Annotated in this window: 12 protein-coding genes and 1 riboswitch; of the genes, 5 read left to right on the top strand and 7 right to left on the bottom strand. The window is 34.7% G+C overall.

Annotation, left to right across the window (positions count from 1 at the left end):
• Positions 1-14: 14 nt before the first annotated feature.
• Positions 15-1,127, top strand: coding sequence for an Mrp/NBP35 family ATP-binding protein (locus IR022_RS08790; RefSeq protein WP_194203567.1), 1,113 nt, complete (start codon positions 15-17; stop codon positions 1,125-1,127).
• A gap of 44 nt (positions 1,128-1,171) precedes the next feature.
• Here IR022_RS08790 and IR022_RS08785 read toward each other — a convergent pair whose 3' ends face one another.
• Complete coding sequence (locus IR022_RS08785; protein WP_194203452.1) at positions 1,172-1,297, bottom strand: ComC/BlpC family leader-containing pheromone/bacteriocin; 126 nt, start codon at positions 1,295-1,297, stop codon at positions 1,172-1,174.
• Positions 1,298-1,550: 253 nt separating this feature from the next.
• Here IR022_RS08785 and IR022_RS08780 point away from each other — a divergent pair, with 253 nt between their 5' ends.
• On the top strand, positions 1,551-2,930 hold the full coding sequence (locus IR022_RS08780; RefSeq protein ID WP_194203451.1) for a sensor histidine kinase: 1,380 nt from the start codon (positions 1,551-1,553) through the stop codon (positions 2,928-2,930).
• Between the two features lie 86 nt (positions 2,931-3,016).
• On the top strand, positions 3,017-3,694 hold the full coding sequence (locus IR022_RS08775) for a response regulator transcription factor (RefSeq protein ID WP_185099992.1): 678 nt from the start codon (positions 3,017-3,019) through the stop codon (positions 3,692-3,694).
• An 81-nt stretch (positions 3,695-3,775) separates the two neighbouring features.
• Here IR022_RS08775 and ppc read toward each other — a convergent pair whose 3' ends face one another.
• From ppc to IR022_RS08745, 6 genes are all read right to left on the bottom strand, one after another.
• Positions 3,776-6,412: a phosphoenolpyruvate carboxylase gene (ppc, locus tag IR022_RS08770; protein ID WP_194203450.1), complete on the bottom strand. Its 2,637-nt coding sequence runs from the start codon at positions 6,410-6,412 to the stop codon at positions 3,776-3,778.
• 117 nt (positions 6,413-6,529) lie between these two features.
• Positions 6,530-8,266: a phosphoenolpyruvate carboxykinase gene (locus IR022_RS08765; RefSeq protein ID WP_194203449.1), complete on the bottom strand. Its 1,737-nt coding sequence runs from the start codon at positions 8,264-8,266 to the stop codon at positions 6,530-6,532.
• Positions 8,267-8,408: 142 nt separating this feature from the next.
• A complete protein-coding gene (locus IR022_RS08760; protein ID WP_194203448.1) occupies positions 8,409-8,627 on the bottom strand; it encodes a cysteine-rich CWC family protein in 219 nt (72 codons plus the stop codon).
• 160 nt (positions 8,628-8,787) lie between these two features.
• A riboswitch (cobalamin riboswitch) is annotated at positions 8,788-9,056 on the bottom strand.
• A gap of 363 nt (positions 9,057-9,419) precedes the next feature.
• Entirely contained in the window at positions 9,420-11,192 is a 1,773-nt protein-coding gene (locus IR022_RS08755; protein WP_194203447.1) for a hypothetical protein, read from the bottom strand.
• An 85-nt stretch (positions 11,193-11,277) separates the two neighbouring features.
• Complete coding sequence (locus tag IR022_RS08750) at positions 11,278-14,283, bottom strand: tetratricopeptide repeat protein (RefSeq protein WP_194203446.1); 3,006 nt, start codon at positions 14,281-14,283, stop codon at positions 11,278-11,280.
• Entirely contained in the window at positions 14,280-14,813 is a 534-nt protein-coding gene (locus tag IR022_RS08745; protein ID WP_194203445.1) for an NUDIX domain-containing protein, read from the bottom strand. The genes IR022_RS08750 and IR022_RS08745 overlap by 4 nt, the downstream gene beginning before the upstream one ends.
• Positions 14,814-15,149: 336 nt before the next feature.
• On the opposite strand from IR022_RS08745, the gene IR022_RS08740 reads away from it, so the two are divergent.
• Together IR022_RS08740 and IR022_RS08735 are read left to right on the top strand one after the other, a co-directional pair.
• Entirely contained in the window at positions 15,150-15,593 is a 444-nt protein-coding gene (locus tag IR022_RS08740; protein ID WP_082204240.1) for a cysteine peptidase family C39 domain-containing protein, read from the top strand.
• Between the two features lie 1,337 nt (positions 15,594-16,930).
• Positions 16,931-17,620 carry an ATP-binding cassette domain-containing protein gene (locus IR022_RS08735; RefSeq protein ID WP_050708807.1) on the top strand — a complete coding sequence of 230 codons (690 nt, stop codon included), beginning with the start codon at positions 16,931-16,933 and terminating at the stop codon, positions 17,618-17,620.
• Positions 17,621-17,884: the final 264 nt, after the last annotated feature.

Below are 17,884 nucleotides of genomic sequence, written 5' to 3'. Positions count from 1 at the left end.
AATATATAATGAGTATAAAAATATATCCGAAATTAGTTCTTGATGCGCTACGTAATGTGCGTTATCCCGGAACAGGTAAGGATGTCGTAGAAATGGGACTTGTATCTGATGATATTCATATCGAAGGTAATAAAGTTAGTTTCTCTATGCTTTTCGAAAAGCCTAACGATCCTTTTATTAAATCTGTAGTTAAAGCCTGCGAAACGGCCATACTTACATATATAAGTCCCGATATTGATATAAAGGGAAATATTGAAGTTAAAACAAACGAAGTTGCTCCTCCTCCCGCTGCTCCTAAGCTATTGCCTGAAGTTAAAAACATCATAGCTATATCATCAGGAAAAGGTGGTGTTGGTAAGAGTACTGTAACAGCTAATCTGGCAGTTGCATTAGCAAAACAAGGTTATAAAGTAGGTGTGCTTGATGCGGATATTTTTGGACCTTCTATGCCGAAAATGTTTGATGTGGAAGATGTTCAACCATTCTTGGAGCTTGTAGGGAATAAGGAAATGATAATTCCCGTTGATAAATATGGTGTGAAAATGTTGTCAATAGGTTTCTTTGTGAAGAAAGAGAGTGCTATTGTTTGGCGCGGAGCTATGGCAGGTAATGCTTTAAAACAATTGATAACTGATGGTAATTGGGGTGAGCTCGATTATTTCTTGATTGACTTTCCACCAGGAACAAGCGATATACATTTGACTTTGGTTCAAACCTTACCAATAACAGGAGCTGTAGTTGTAAGTACTCCTCAGGAGGTTGCTTTGGCTGATGCACGTAAGGGTATTGATATGTTTACCAATGAAAAAGTAAATGTACCGATTTTAGGATTAGTCGAAAATATGGCATGGTTTACACCTGCTGAACTTCCCGAGAATAAATACTATATCTTTGGAAAAGATGGAGCAAAGAATTTGGCTGAGGAAATGAATGTTCCTCTATTAGGTCAGATACCTATTGTACAAAGTATATGTGAAGGAGGAGATAGTGGTAGTCCGGTAGCTTTGAATGAAAATTCGGTGACTGGCGAAGCTTTTGCTCTTTTAGCACAGCACTTTGTAGCTTCCGTAGACAAGAGAAATAAAGAGGGTGACCCTACTCAAAAGGTTGAGGTGCATCTAAAATAATAGTAAATAAAAAAAGCTAGTCATATGACTAGCTTTTTTTATTATTATGATGGATAATCAACAGCCATCCATTCATCTCCAACCCATACATAATGGATTTCTCCTCCTTTAATCTTTTTTAAATCTTTATTTTCTAATTTTTTAAAATTCTTAATTGATTTTTTTTTCATGACTTATTTTTTAATGATGTTTTTATTATACTTTCCTAGAAGTAAAGATACTTCTGTAATTCAGATGTTTATATAATAAAATAGTCATATTTTTCTCGAATAGTTGCTTCTGTAGGTTAAATCTTTATCTCTGTTTTTCTTTTTTTTCTTTCTTTTTTGTATTTCTAAAATAGTGCTGTTTTATCTATTTTTGTCTTATATTTGGTTCTTTGTATTTCTCTGAAATAATAAAATGATTTAATATCTTTACTACATGAAGTATACTTATATGACGCGGTTCTCCATACTCGCAGTTGGAATAATATTTGTATTACAAGCCTTGCTAGTTTATCGTTTGTTTCAGACAAATGTAGATTTGCTTCAACGAGAGTTGAATTTGGTTATAGAATCGGTTTACAATAAGGACTTAAATGCTCGTTTAGGCTTAAAAGGAGGGCATAAGACTCCAGATGTTAAGTATGCTGGAACAACTCCGCCTCCTGGAGTCGATACCACTAAAGTTACTCGTATTGATGGCGGTAGTCAAGGTATGGAATCAATGAAAAGAGACAAGGGGCTTACTTCTGTTCTGAATTTAGCAATGGAAGAGTTTATTAGTAGAAAATACCCTATCAATTTGCAGAAAATAGATAGCTTAGCGGGAATTATTCTTGCTCAAAATGATATTAATCTGAAATTTTATTCAGAGATTGTTGATTTAGACTCAGATTCAGTTTTAGAAACGACTTTGACTAATCCTAATAGTTATTCTGATGTTGTCTATTCTAAAGAAATACCTCTGAATGTAAAGCAAACTAAATATCTGCGTTTAGCTGTGGTGAATCCAACCTGGAAGATTTATCCTCAGATGGCTTGGATGTTGGTTCTTTCATTATTGCTTTCTATATTCTGTATATACAGTTTACACATACAAAAGAAAACTTTAGCGAAACAGAAACAATTGGCAAGCTTGAAAAATGACTTTTTCTCAGAAGTATCCCATGAGTTTAAACGTCCTTTGGCCGTTTTGCGTCAGACAATGAATTCTCTAGGAAATGAAAAGATAATTTTGAATGAGGAAAAAAGAGCTCGTATGTTGAGGATTGGAGAAGAAGAGATTCTAAATATGACAAGTCGAACAGAAATGTTCTTAAGTCTTGCTCAGGATGATGAAGGCCTTTTCGAATTGCATCCTACCGAATTTGATATTGTGAAAGTTGTTTTCGATTTAGCGGATAAGGCTGTTGATACAACGCCTGGGGCACCTGAAATAGATGTCGATAATGAATTGAAGGATTCTATGATTTTCGCAGATAAAGATCATATGGAACATTTGGTTTCGAACTTAATAAGTAATGCAATAAAATATTCGAAAGACTCAATCGATATACATATTAGATTATACAATGAAAATAATAATGTCTGTATTTCGGTAAAAGATACAGGAGTGGGTATTTCAGAAGAGAACTTAAATGTTGTTTTCGAAAAATATTCGCGTGTTGGAAAAACGACTCATGCTAAAGGTCATGGAATTGGCTTAAATTACGTAAAACGTATTACTGAAAAGCATGGAGGAAGTGTCTCTGTTAAGAGCGAACTAGGTGTTGGTAGTGAGTTTATTGTAAAATTGCCCTTAGTAAAGAACGTAAAATAATTATTAATTTATTTGAGTAAGTTAAACTTTACTATCTTTGTGAAACAGATTAATTTTTTTTAAGCACATTTTACAAACTTATGTCTATGGCAAATATACTATTAGTAGAAGACGATGAGAATCTAGCTTTTATGCTATCAGAGAATCTGGAAGTTGAAGGATTTGATGTACAACATGTGAAGAAAGGCGAATATGTAATGGAGACAATTGACGAGCAACCTATCGATCTTATATTGATGGATGTCGATTTAGCTGGAGAAATGAATGGGTTTGATGTCGCGGAAAGAGTCAGACTATCAAATTCGTCTTTGCCTATCATATTTACCACAGGCAAAACACACTTTAAAGATATTGAACGTGGATTGAAATTAAGACATGTTGATTATCAAAAGAAACCTTATGGAACAAAAGAATTGTTGGCTCGAATAAATAATCTTTTAAATAGAGTGAGCGAATCGGGGTCAAAGAAGTTTGTCTTCTCTGGTTTTTCATTTAGCCCTATTGATCAAGTTATTGAATATGATGGTCAAGAACTGAGAGTCGCAAAAACTGAAGCGGCATTTTTACGTCTTCTTTGCGAAAATGTAAATGGAGTTGTTACCAAAGAAAGTATTGTCTGGTTGTTATGGGGTGAGCAAGATGTATATCAAAAAGAACATTCTCTAAATAATTTGACTCATAAGATCAGAAAATATCTTGAAGGGAATCCTTATGTAGAATTAGTTACAATATCTAAAGTAGGTTATAAACTTATGGAAAGATAATATCGTATATATATGTATAAAGAAAGAGGAATATAATTTAAATTATATTCCTCTTTTTATTTTATGATACTATAGATGAGATCAACCAGTATTTCTCATTCCGGCTGCAATTCCTGAAATTGTAACCATGAGCGCCTGCTCTAATTCATCTGGGTGTACTTCATTGCTTCTAACTCGTTGCAATAATTCAACTTGAAGAAGGTTCAACGGTACTGTGTAAATATTTCTCATAGCAATATTGCTTGCTATAAGAGGTAAATTTTCCATCAGAGATTTATCATGAGCAATGTTTAAGATCGTATTAGTATCTTTTGCTAATTGCTCGCGTAATTCGGTACCTAAGTATTGTATGTTTTTATCTACTAATCGCTGATCGTAGTAGGCTGCAATACGACTATCGGCTTTTGCATATACCATTTCAAGCATACTTATACGAGTATTAAAGAAAGGCCAATCCTGATACATTGTTTCCAATATATTCATTTTGCCTTCATCAATAATCTGTTGTAAGGCTTGTCCTGCTCCTAACCATGCAGGAAGCATAAGTCTGTTTTGTGACCAACCGAAAATCCAAGGTATAGCACGTAGGCTTTCTACGCCACCTGTCGATTTACGTTTAGCAGGACGTGAACCTAATGGAAGTTTTGCCAATTCAGCTTCGGGTGTTGCTTGATAGAAATAGGGAATGAAATTATCATTGTTTCTAACAAGGTCTTGATATATTTTGCATGAAATATTAGATAGTTCATCCATCGTTTGTCTCCACTCTTCTTTTGGTGCAGGTGGAGGTAATATATTTGCTTCTAATATTGCATCTATATACAGTGACAATGTTGTGATGGCTAAATCAGGTAAACCTAGTTTGAAACGGATCATTTCGCCTTGTTCAGTAACGCGAAGTCCTCCTTTTAGAGAACCTGGAGGTTGAGAGAATAAGGCTACTTTAGCAGGACCTCCCCCTCTACCGATTGTTCCGCCTCTACCATGAAACAAAGTAAGTGTTACTCCGGCATCATTACAGGTTTTAAGTAAAGCTTCTTGTGCGCTGTATTGTGCCCATCCTGCTGCTAATGCTCCAGCATCCTTGGCTGAATCGGAATATCCGATCATTACCATTTGCTTATTTCCGATAATACCTCTGTACCAGCCAATGTTTAGCAATTGTTGCATAACATCAGAGGCATTGTTAAGGTCATTAAGAGTTTCGAATAATGGAGCTACCGGCAATGTGTAGGGACAACCTGTGTCTTTAAGTAACAAATGTACAGCCAAAACATCGGAAGGAGTACGAGCCATTGAGATAACATAGACGGGGATTACCCCTTGAGGAGTCTCTGCAATTACTCTAAATGTATCTATTACTTCTTTAGTTTCTGCACTAGGCTGCCATTGTTGGGGTATTAGCGGTCTTTTTGAAGAAAGTTCTTTTATTAAAAACGTTTGCTTCTCTGTTTCAGACCAAGCTGCATAGTCTCCCAAACCTAAGTAAAGAGTTAATTCGGATAATGCTTCGGTATGTCTGGTACTTTCTTGACGTATATCTATTTTTACTAATGTAACTCCAAAACATTTTATACGACGAAGTGTATCCAAAAGTTTGTCATCAGCAATACTTTCCATGCCGCAGGCAATAAGAGAGTCGTAGCATTTGATGAGTGGTTCCCATAATTGCTCGTTATGGAAAATAATATCATCAGTTATTGTTGTATGCTTTCCTTCGATCGTTTCATCAAGAAAGATAATTGTTTTCTTGAGTTTTGATCGTAGTTTCTTCATTAAAGCTCTGTATGGTTCTTGTACTTCGGCATCGCCCAGATAGTCTCTGAATTCAACAGTACAATTAAACATTGACAATTCTTTAACCAGTACTTCTATATCTTTTAAGAATAGGGTAGCTGCACGTTTACGGCTTTGAAGTAATACATCTTTTGTGACTACTGCTGTAACATTAGGATTACCATCGCGGTCGCCACCCATCCAGGATGTAAAATGTATGGGACGAGCATCAACTGGAATTTTATATCCGATAGAGGCTTCCAACTGTTTATTGAATTCTTTCAGGAAAGAGGGGACGGCAGACCAAAGGCTGCTTTCGATAACATCATAACCCCATTTAGCTTCTTCGTTAGGCGTTGGTCTGTCTTTTCTTATTTCAGCAGTAAACCAATACTGAATAATAAGTTGTTTTAGACGACTCATTATATGTTCTTGCTTGTAGCTTACAATATCATCGTGGTCTAATTGCTGAAGACAATCGCTTACTTCGTTAAGATTGTTAATCAAAGAACGGCGATTTATTTCAGTTGGATGAGCAGTAAGAACCAAGTCTATTGATATTTCATCAATTGCTTTTCTTATCTCTTCATCATTTGCACCTTTACCTTTTAAGGTCTCATAAATACGAGCAAAGTTGACAGGATTTTCTTTTCCCATTGCATGTTGCGATATGGTATCGTATTGCTCTGCAGTATTTGTAAGGTTTAAAAACTGATTAAATGCTTGTGCTACAGGTAAAAAATCTTTATCAGGCAGATTTTGAAGAGTTTCTACCAACTTATCATGTGCTTGCTTATCACCATTGTGTGAAGCTTTGGATAATTGGCGAATTGTTTCAACGCGTTCATAGGTGCCTTCACCCAATGCTCCCTTGATGGTTTCACCAAGTAATTTTCCGAGCATTGCTATGTTGTCGTTCATCAAAGAATTTGATTGACTCATAGTTTCTTGTTTTTATGTTATTTATTCAATATATCTCCTTTGTAGAAAGAAATTAATCAAAATACAAAGGAGATATTGTTAATAAGGCTTAGTATACTTTATAGTAAACCACAACCTTTAGTCATTTATAAGACTGAACAATTCTTCTGCCGCTAAACGGGGTCCTTCTTTTGTTCTGCCCTCTATAGCCAGAGATGTATGGATCTCTCCGATCTTAACACCGTTTTCGTTCATTTTACTAAAGTACTGACGTACCAACTTCTCGGCAAGCTCTCTTTCTTGAACAGGTCCGAATGGATTTGCAAAATAAGATTTTACTAAGCCTACTTCTGTTGTTGTACCTTTAGCCTTTCTAGCTCCATCCTCAAATACTTGAATAGCCTGATCAAGGTTATCCATGAATTTAATTTTCTGATCGGTTTCAGTATAATTGTTGGCATAAAGCATATAATCTACTTTATATCCTTTAGAAATAACTTCGTAGGTTGAAACAGGAATAGTTACACGAGCATTCACCTTATCGGGATTGGTATATATTCCTCGGTCTAATTGTTGGTAAGCATACGAAGGATCTAAGTCATCTACACGAACAAATGCTCCTATTTCAGTACCATACCCTTTAACCGAACCATCAGCTTCTATGTTCAAATAACCCATATCATCGAAAATGATACGCATGTGTCTGATATATTTTTCATTCAGGTTACGGAATGCTTCCAAACTCTCAGATTTTCCTGCACCACTATCACCCATGATGATAATGTTTGATTCTTTTCCGTTTTTCAGTGCAATGTTTACCATCGCTCCATGTATTGGTAAACGACCCAACTCCATTTGTTTCACATTGTGAAGAGTTAGGAGCATTTTTTTCATATAGCCAAAATAGTCGATATCGTCGCAATAGTTTGCATATCCAATAAGAATGTCATTTTGTTTGTCTTTATAATAGAACGTACGTTTTTCTTCATGCCCATCAGCATAACCGAATACGTAGATCATATCGGGCTTTTTACCAATATAGCTGCTTGGTGTTGCCAATTCGAATAGATTAGACAAACCTAAGCCATGATCGATAAAGTCTTTGTGGAAATAAACGAAAGTAAGCATATTACCTACCCAAGCAGGGAATACAAACCATTCGTCATCATTCAAAGAAATGTTTGCTATGGGGTTCGAAGAATGTTCGTGGAATATTCCGTCACGAGTATTTCTTTTAGTATATGTAATCAATGGAGGTTGAAATATCACAGTGCTTATAAATGGTACTGCTGATAGTCCCTTGTATTCGATTGGGCAATTCCATGATACTTCGTCATTAAGAATAAGTCCAGCATTAGCACCTGCAATTAACTGGCGATATACTCTGTGTTGAAATCCCATAACGGTCTCTTCGATGCGGCGATAAGTCGCAAGAATTAGATCGTTGAATTGAGAGTTTGCCTGAGTAAATCTAACATCTTGCAAACCTTCTCCAAGGCTTGAGTTGCGAACAACCGAAATACGGTCTAAGCGTCTCCAATATGAATATAATAGTTCGATAAGTTCAATGAAAAGGTCTTTGTCAGCAAAGCAAACCGAATATCTGTTGTCTACTCTTACTATTTCGTTCTCGTCACAAACTGTAAGGAACTTGAATACTTGTACAAGTGATTGAGCAAATTCGTCATCGTTATTATTAAAGTACTTGATATAATAGTCATATATAATGACATTGTCTTTCTTTAATACTTGAATAAATGAGTCGATTACTTTCTTGAAACCATAACTATTCAAAAGTTTCTGACGGTTATCACAATATTTCAGCGAGAAGTTAATCATCGCTTTTCCTCGACTGATTGTAAATTCGTTTAGCATTGTTTATTCGGTTTTGTTTATAATTTTAGTTATTAGAATCTATTTTGATAATCCTGTTTTGATATTTCCTTCAACAAAAATCTAATTTCAAATTTAATCATTTTACTTGTATTAGAAGAATTGATAAAAGACTTATTTTGGTTTACTTACTGATTGCTTTATTCTTTGCCTTTTCTTCGTGTGATTTTACAAATTGATCATTTAGATCTTTAAGACAATCAAAGCATAAACAGTTTCCATAAGTTGTCTTAATGTATTGTCTGACACCCTCTGCTAGGTTGATTCTTGAACAATTACACAATTCAATTTTATCTACTCTACAGGTAAAGTTTATTGAACAGCAAGGGCATATTTTATCCATCCTTTGTATTTAATGTTTCTACAAGTTTTTCTCTATGGTCAGATTATTTGAAAGATCTGATCATGTCTTTGTTGATAGCTTTTTTCTAAAGCATCTTTGTCTTTTTTAGTTTCTATCATTGTTGTAATGATATGTCGCATCAACTCTATTTCCCGAGAGTTTCTTGCTCGTGTTTTTTGGCAGGTCTTCTGACTTACTTCATTTCTAAACATCCTTCCCATCTTTTTAGTCAGCATTTATCAGGTCTCAGTTATCAACAAGTTTGTTGTTTACTGTTTTTGCTTACTATTCGGACAGTGGCTAGAGTATTGTTTAGAAACTCTTAATGAAGCTTACAGCAGCGGGTCTGTTCCAGATTTACACCGGATTCCCTTTTCATTACTCTATCTGCGATTGTGATAGAATAACACCAAAATCAGTGTAAAGATAATAAAATGTATGATTGATGCTACACTCAGAAACAAAAAAATCTTCCCTTAATGAAGGAAAGATTTTTTGTTCCAAGAATGTGCCTATAGGAGAAGGAGAGTCCTATATTAAATTGAGATATTATGGATTGTGTTTTCCTGGCACTTTTTTTAGACTTACTGTTAGTAATTGATATTCGTTATATGTATGTGTATGAAAAACCTCGTTCTTAAGTGCAAAGAACGGCATAAAGACTTGATAGGGGTATAACCAAAATCTCTTTTTTTTCTTAGAATTGATCCTTTTTTTCCTATTCTCTGTCAATAGAGAACGCCCATACCTACAATCGTAGATATGGGCGTTGGTCTGTTATGAGATTTATTCTTAGAATTTTAGGCTTATACCTCCAAGAGCATTAATGCCTTGATTGGTATAACCGTATTGTCTTTCGTATTTTTGATTCATTACGTTGTTTGCTCTTACAAAGAATGATAACCAATCTAATATATTATAAGTTCCTTTAATATTCAGTTCGTTAATGTTATCCATTTTGGAAGAAGCTTCGTTTACATACATTTTGCGTCCACCTTCGAATATATAATTAACTGATAGTGTAAGATTATCAATGAATGAAAAATCTGCATTAAAGTCGAAAGTTAAAGATGGTAATCCCCAAGCTTCTTTCTTTTCAGGTGCATTATCTGTTAAAGTATATTTGCTGAGGTTGTAAAAATGTGTAGTTGCTTTCAACGAAAGATCGGTATAAGGGATTAACTTAGTTTTTAATGCTCCACCGAAATGACCTTCGCCCAGATTAGCATACAACATATCTGAAACATTACCCCATGATGCAGCATCGTATGGTACAAATAAATGATCGTCTTTAGTATATTTATATCCTCCGAAGATATCAAATTCAAGACCGCTTACGATTCCCGATCTAACTCCAATCTGAGCATCATATAATGTTTGAGAAATAAATACACGAGATATAGGATTTATATATCTATTCTCTCGATTTATTTCTACAAAGTTATTGTCGTTAATACCACCACCTACATTAAAGTACAATAAACTCTTCTCGTTGAAGTTCCAAGATGTTTTGATGGAGGGAGCAGCTACAAATTTGTTCTCTATATCTGAAGCCCAATTAATATTGACCCCGAGTGATAGTTTGAAGTCTCCGCCATCAATACTATAATATGGTCTGGCTTTGAATATAGTCAGATTATGAAACGGATCTGTGTCTAACAAAGGCAAAAAGTCGATATTGCTAAACGATTGAAAGAAAACACCTCCTTCAACTCCTGCTTTATGATCTGTTTGAACTGGTGCTGCAATATTGACCATCGCATCGAATATGCTTCCTGATACACCATCATAGTTTGTATCATAGCCATATTTAGATGTGAAGTTGTTGTATTTTACATTTGCAGAATAATACATTGCATCGCTATGTTCAGTTGATGTAATTCCTGTTTCAGCCTCAATAACATTTACTCCTTGGTTATGCTTCATAAGTCCTTCATGAAAAGAAGCATTTTCGCCTAATATATTACTAAATACATATGGATTACCATAGTAATTAAAAGTATTGTTGAAAAATGAGCCATTCAAGTGCCATGTTAATGATTCAAATTTGTGGCTATACTTAGCTTTTATTAGGTTCTCCATGTTTTTGGCTTTCGCTTCATCCAGATAAGAACTCGGGTTTAGGTATTTAATCTTACCATCGGTAGAATTGTGAGTCGCAAAAAGATCGAATTGATCGTTCTCTGAATCTACAATTCTATATCCGGCTGCACCATCTAAGTTAGAGTACATCCCAGCTCCGAATAGAAAATATCCTCTGTGTTTGCTAAAAGGAATGTCTGTTTTTATATCTCCCGAACCAGTATCTCCGATGGGATGAGAGGTGATACTGGTATTAGGAATACTATTTTCAAATTTTATATCATATTGCTTTTTTGTTGGCTCATGAAGAGCTGGTAGCGTATTGATTTTTGAAGCATCCTGTATTGTAGGAGTGTACTCTCTTTCGAGAGAAACCTGACGGTTTAGGGTTGTATCTTTAGCGGCGGTTTGAGCTGCAATGTTTACTGATGCAACGCTTAGTCCCAATGTGCTAATAAATAAAGTTTTATATAATGTATTCATTATCTTTTAATTTAAGTATAGTAAATATTTTACTGCTTTATAGTTGTATTTTATACTCGCATAAAGCAATGCAAAGGTCTACGCCTTATTTATTTAATTGAGTTAAACGATCATTTATCATTGTAGCAATATCCGCTTCGTTTCCGGTATAATTAGCCTTCAAGCTTTCAAGGTATTGCTTCGCTTGGAATTTATCTCCTTTTGCAAGATAGGTATCCGACAATACAATGATAGATTGTGCCATCCAGTAAGCGTGAGGTGTTCCTTGTTTCATCAATGCAAGAACTTGTTGCTCAGCTTTATCATAGTTGCCATTTTTTAGGTATGTTTTAGCTAGAAGATATTGAGCTTCGGCTCCATATATACTACGAGTATCGCTTGCGGCTTTTTGAAGATCGTCCATAGCCTTATTGGTTTCTCCTGTATTGAGATATGCTTTAGCTCTGTAAAGGCGTGCTTCACTTACTACTTCGGGTGATGTTTTTCCTTGAGATAATAAAGCTGTTGCAACAGTAATTACTTCTACATCTTTATTCAGGCTGTTGGCTACTTTAAGCATGCCCAACTGAGCTGTACTCTTATCATCGGCACTGGTGGCTGTGCGCATCATTTCTTTATACGCATTGTATGCCGCTTGATTGTTTCCTTTGCTTAATTGTATTTCTCCAACAAGAGCAAGTGCTTTATTCAGATTTTTAGAATTGCCCGAATTGATGGTGTTGTTGAATGCCTGAAGTGCAGTGTCGTAATCCTTCTTGTTGTAGGCTATTGCTCCAATATAATAATGTGCATCTCCTGCAAACTGACCTTGTGGATAAGCTTGTAAGTACTTATTCATTGCATTAGCTGCTTCTCCTGCATGACCTTTCATGTATATGTTTTCGGCAGCAAGGTAAGACAAAGAGTCTTGACGACTGGCAGTAATTATAATACCATTTCCTAAAGAGTTTGCAAAGCTGGCATATGAACTAATGTCATTGATGTCACGATAAATACCCTCGAGACTTTGTATGGCAATACGAGCTTCTTCTGAGTTCTTATGATTTTGTACTACTTGTTTATAAGCGTCTATTGCTTTTTGTGGATTATTGGTATTGTAATAAGACTGACCCAATTGTACGCCTGCTTGTGGTGCAACATTCGAATTGGGGTAATCGTTTAATATTCTAGTCAGAATTGGAATTGCATCCGCCTCACGATTTAGCATGATCAAAGCACGACTCTTCTCGTACATTGCATCATCATAGTATTGCGAGTCTGGATATTTTCTCATCATCACATCCAATGCAGCAATCTTGCCGTTATAGTTGTGTTGTAAACCTAGTACAAATGCTTTTTGGAAATCTGCATATTCTGCACTTTGAGGATTGTTGATGGAAGCTTGAGAGTATGCATTTTCTGCTTCAATAAAATTGCGGTTAAACAGGTGCGTATCTCCAATACGATTCCAAGCATCAGAATAAGTCAATAGCTGCCTGTTTCTTTCTTGTGATGTATATTGTTTAAAGTAATTTAAAGCATTAGAATATTGTTTTAAATTGAAGTATGTATAACCAAGATTGTACAGTGCATTAGTATAGTTATCGTCCGAAGCATTACATACCGAAAGATATGTTTGATAATCTTTTATTGCTGCCGGATAATTATTCTCACGATAATATGTCTCGCCACGCCAGAAGTACGATTCGTTTTTAGACTTAACGTCATAGTTACCTAAATTGATTGAAGCGTTGAAACGTTGAATTGCCTGATCGTAATTTCCATCGATAAAATCTTGTGCTCCAAGTTGAAAGAGAATAGTCTGCTTAGTCTCAATTATTTGTCTTCCCGGATTACGCATTTTGTCGATAACAGCAAGCGCAGCCTGATAGTTCTTGGTTGAAAGTAAAGTTGCAGCTAATTGGTTGTTTATCTCATTTGCATATTTCGAGTTAGGGTATTCGTTTAAGAAACGTTGTAATACTGTAATCGATTGGTCAAAAACAGACAATGATGTTTTATGAACCAACATTGCGTAATTGTATAATGCTACTTCGCTAATGGAAGGGTCGAATTGTACACGCGATGCTGCATCAAAAGCCATTAAAGCATTTGCATTGTCATTTACTTTTAAATAGTTTTGTCCCAATAGCATATAAGCAGTTTGTCCAAGCTTGTCTTCTGTTGAGGCTGCAAACTGTAAAGCTTTTATTGCATTCTGATAATCTCCTATCTGTGTATATGCAGTTCCTAGTTGTAGCATATCTTCTGCAAATGGTTTAGATTCGGATGCCAGATATTGCTCGTAATTCGAAATAGATTCATTTATATTGCCCTGTCTGTAATAAGAATTACCCAGAATACGATGTATTTCGGCAGAGTTTTTATTATTAGGATATGTGTTCAGATAATTATGTCCTGCATTGATTGCTTCATTTAGGTTGTTTTTCAAGAACAGTCCTTGTGTTATAAAGAATAACGATTGTTCTTTATATTCGGGGCTATTTTTTAGGCGTTCAAATGTTGCAAGAGCATCATCATATTTACCTTCTTGAAAATCGATATATGCTTTGTAGTAAGTTGCAGGTTCATAATATTTATTACTGTTACGTGCTAATAGCTCAAATTGGTTGGCTGCAACAGATCTTTTGCCTTCTTGAAGATTGGCAAAGGCAGAGCGGAAGGTGTAATCTTCTTGCTCTTTTGTTGCTAAATAGGCAACGTCAGCCTGTTCGAACCAATATAGAGCTTTAGACCAGTCTTTTTCGTTGAAGTAAGACGATCCTATGTAGAAGCAAATATCATTTCTATGATAAGATTCAGGGTATGTGTCCAAATATTCACGTAGTATACTGACCGCATTCGGCTTACCTGTGAAATAAGATGCAGCTGCAATCATGTAATCAGCTTCCAACTCGGCATTCTTATCTTTAGATAGCCTTTTAAACTCAGTAAGAGTATTTTGAGCCCCTACGAAATTATTGTCCAAAAACATCTCTTTGCCTTGTAGAAACAAACGTTCGGGCAATTCGTTATTTATTCCCCTTTGGGCATAAGTTAACTGTAGGGTAGATGCTATTCCTATCCCTGTAATAAGTAGTATTTTCTTCATAAATTCATCATTTGTATTTTTTCGATCCCATGTTTAACAGAGCGTAGCCCAAATAAAGAGGGATTTAAATCGGATAACGGTAAAAACTTAAGTGCAGCCACATCATCGTTAGCGGCAAATTTAGCATTGCTGTCTACTTTGCACAAGAAGAACAGGTCGGTTGTCTCAACCTCAAAGTCAGAATACATATATAGATTAGGCAGAGAGAATAAATATTGAACAGAAGATACATCTAGTCCAGTCTCCTCTTTTACTTCTCTGATAACAGCCTTTTCCGCAGTTTCCTGCATGTCTACAAAGCCCCCTGGAAGATCATAGGTTCCTTTTGCCGGTTCATGAGCTCGCGTAGCTACCAGTATTTCATCTTTCTCATTGATGATGACGGCTACTGTTGCAGATGAGGGGTTGAAGTAATAGATGAATCCGCAGTTCTGACAACGTTTAGATTTGAAGTTGTTGTCGACGAAGTGGTCCGATCCACATTTGGGACAGTATTTGAATTGATAAAGAGGATGTTTTCTTTCTAACATAAAACTTCTGTATTAAACTTCTATATAACACTGTGTACAAATATAGCTATTTATAAGATACATGTTTTATGTATAGTTATTGTTTGCAATAAAATTAACGCATGCCTAAAGCTTAATTATTATTTCTGTTTGTTAATATATGTCGTTTTTGGCTTTCTGAAAGTGCGATTATGTTCGTAAATCACTTTTTTCTATGTTAAATATATAAAATATGGCTCACTTTTGCCTAAACATAAGAAAAGATGACAAAAAGGTTATAGTATTACTTGGAAATTTATTGTTTCTTTGTAATAAAGTTGGTTGTTTGAATATAAATTGTTAAAATACATTTCTGTTATGAATGTACGTAGTACCTACATGGTGAATCTCGTGTCAACATACCTTTCGTTATGCAATGTTGTGCATAATAGAAAAGTGATTGGCGTTCAGCTAGATTTTGAGCAAAAAGATTCTTCCATTCTCGCAATATCCAATATTTTAAAAGATTATGATTTGAGTTGTAAAACTTATTACTCTGATTTTGAAACTCTAAGAAAAGATAAGCGTAAAGGAATACTTCATCTGAGAATCGATGGAGGTCGTTATGTTGTGCTGAAGAGCTTAGGGACTGAGGGTAATGTCGTTTTTTACGACCCTGTAATCAATAAAAATATTGAAATTTCGAAGTTTGCATTTCAAAAATTGTGGAGCAGCATCGTAATATATTCCGATGTAATGCCCTCTGCAAATGAGAATGAGGCGAGTAAGGAAAGAATCACTAGAAAAAGTGTACAAGACTAATTTCTTAGTAGTTTAGGAAATGTCTTTAATGCTTCTCTAAGGTAGTTTGTGTGAAATAAAGAGGGGGAAGAGTTGAAATTTTATCATATTTTAAATGTGTTTGTTCTATAAGATTTTTATAAAGCATAATTTCTGTTGACTTATTGTAGTTGTTTTCTTCTCTTATATTACTATGATGCTGTGTTTTTACATTTGTAACTGCAAAGCGTGATAGAACTGTCCGTTAGAGAAGCTGTTATCTCCTTCTAATCAATAATGTGTTGTTTATCTGATAGTTAAGTGTATCGGAGAGTGTTTAACTTTTCGATTCGCGCACATGCTCCGAGCACTTTTCTTGTAAGATATTTTGTTTTCATATTGTCTAATTAGAACTGAAAATGCATATACAGTTTTTGTATATCACTGTTAAAAAAAACAGATGATTATGTCTTAGTCGTGAGTCATAATAAAGCTGTAATACACAATGCGAGCTCGTAAATGATGAGTTTCTTAATTTAAGTAAGCTCACTGTATATACTGAAACTTTCATTTAACTGTTGTCTAAAAAAGATAATGAAAGTTTCAGTTTTTTATTTCTATCCCTCTCGTTTTTTAACTAATCTCATTTTTTTACAAAGAGAATAAGGAAGATAAAATTAGAAAAAAGTTATAATCGCAAACTTATATCTGATTTGTTGTAATATCCTAGATGTGAAACTTGCAATATTCAGATATATTGTTGTTTAAATTGATATGTGCAATCTTTATTAACGATTAGTTCTTGTTCCTCTTCTATTAATAGAGATCGTAATGTAAAATAGTCAATAAGTTTGGAACGATAGATAGCTAAATATAGAGAGGTAATCTATATATAATCTAATATTTTTTTCTACCTCAAAATCCAAAGGTGGTTTGGGTTGTATAGCTGTATATAGGTCTGAAAGGAATTCCTTAATGTTAGGCGAGGCTCATCTCTTTGTTTTTTTTCTTGTATTGGTCGGAATAATAAAAACAGTATATCTTAATTTTAAATAAGTTGCATTTAGGTTTCTTTAAATCTATTCTATGTGTTCTATTGATCTTTTTTCACGTTTATCTTCCAAAAATAGTTTCTTAGAGTTCTGTATTAGGGTATTGTAAGGATATTTCTATTTTAAGGTTAGTCGTGTTCGGTATTTGTTAAAATAGGAACTTATCCTATACTGTAGAGTGTTTAATCTTACAATAACTGTAATATTTTTGTTTATTTGCTTCAATAAGCCGCATCCTTTGTAAATAGAGGGATTTTGTTGTGGTTTCATGCTGTTTTTTTTGTTTATTTGCCTTCTATTTATTGGGGAAATTAATAAAATAAGGGAATGAACATCTTGAAAATTGAAAGGATGGACTTTTGCTATAAGCAACAGTTCGTTCTCAAAGACTTTGTGCTGTCCATTGCAGAAGGCAGTATTTATAGTCTAGTAGGAAAACCTAAATCGGGAAAAACGACAGCGCTAAAATTGATCTTAGGTTTATTAAAAACGACTGCTTCCACAGTATATATTAAAGGGCAAGACTTTTATAACCGGAGAGAAAGTCTCCAGAGTATTGTTGGTGCTATTATTGATCTTCCGTATTATCAAAATTACCTAACAGTTAAGCAGAACTTCTTATATATAGATATGCTCTTTGGTTATGGAGATTTGCGGATAGCCGAAGTCTTACGGTTTATCGGGTTGGCAAAATACACCAATACCAAGGTGAAAAAGCTAACCATAACCCAACAAAAGTTTCTTAGTGTAGGAATTGCATTATACCATAATCCGGATCTACTTGTCTTTGACGATTTATTAAGAGACTTGGATGAAGATTCAAAGGGTGATATCTGTAAGTTACTTCTTAAAATCAAGAAGAAAGGTGGAACTATTCTGATGTCAAGTCGAAGTATAGATGATATAAGAAGTTTCAGTACTCATATAGGCATACTCGAAAATGGGAAGATATATAAAGAAGTCTGTTCTCAGGAATTAAAAAGTGAACGCTTTCAAAATGCCGATCTTCTAGTTTAAAGCTATAATGTTTCGGCCTTTTTTGCTTCTGTGATTGTAGTGTTGGTCAAGCTTTCGATGTTTTGAAAAAAACTTTCAAAATAAATCATGTTGTAAAACACTGTTTAAATAGCAGTTAAGCAAAAACGCGAAAAAACTTTCAAAAATAGTATATAAATTATTTGGAGTGTATTATAAAAGGGACTACTTTTGCACTCGCTTTACAACCGAGAGATGGTTGTTACCAGAAGCAAAAAGAAGCGATCATTGACAAGGTTATACATA

Source organism: Dysgonomonas sp. GY617 (assembly GCF_015233815.1).
Classification (GTDB): Bacteria; Bacteroidota; Bacteroidia; order Bacteroidales; family Dysgonomonadaceae; genus Dysgonomonas_A.
Note: the sequence above shows the minus strand (reverse complement) of the source record. Positions and strands in the feature narration are given on the sequence as shown.

Coding starts and splice junctions, on each gene's coding strand:
- IR022_RS08760 (WP_194203448.1), bottom strand. CDS start 8,627: ATGGATAAAATATGCCCTTGCTGTTCAATAAACTTTACCTGTAGAGTA.
- ppc (WP_194203450.1), bottom strand. CDS start 6,412: ATGAGTCAATCAAATTCTTTGATGAACGACAACATAGCAATGCTCGGA.
- IR022_RS08765 (WP_194203449.1), bottom strand. CDS start 8,266: ATGCTAAACGAATTTACAATCAGTCGAGGAAAAGCGATGATTAACTTC.
- IR022_RS08750 (WP_194203446.1), bottom strand. CDS start 14,283: ATGAAGAAAATACTACTTATTACAGGGATAGGAATAGCATCTACCCTA.
- IR022_RS08735 (WP_050708807.1), top strand. CDS start 16,931: ATGAACATCTTGAAAATTGAAAGGATGGACTTTTGCTATAAGCAACAG.
- IR022_RS08780 (WP_194203451.1), top strand. CDS start 1,551: ATGAAGTATACTTATATGACGCGGTTCTCCATACTCGCAGTTGGAATA.
- IR022_RS08755 (WP_194203447.1), bottom strand. CDS start 11,192: ATGAATACATTATATAAAACTTTATTTATTAGCACATTGGGACTAAGC.
- IR022_RS08745 (WP_194203445.1), bottom strand. CDS start 14,813: ATGTTAGAAAGAAAACATCCTCTTTATCAATTCAAATACTGTCCCAAA.
- IR022_RS08740 (WP_082204240.1), top strand. CDS start 15,150: ATGAATGTACGTAGTACCTACATGGTGAATCTCGTGTCAACATACCTT.
- IR022_RS08785 (WP_194203452.1), bottom strand. CDS start 1,297: ATGAAAAAAAAATCAATTAAGAATTTTAAAAAATTAGAAAATAAAGAT.
- IR022_RS08775 (WP_185099992.1), top strand. CDS start 3,017: ATGGCAAATATACTATTAGTAGAAGACGATGAGAATCTAGCTTTTATG.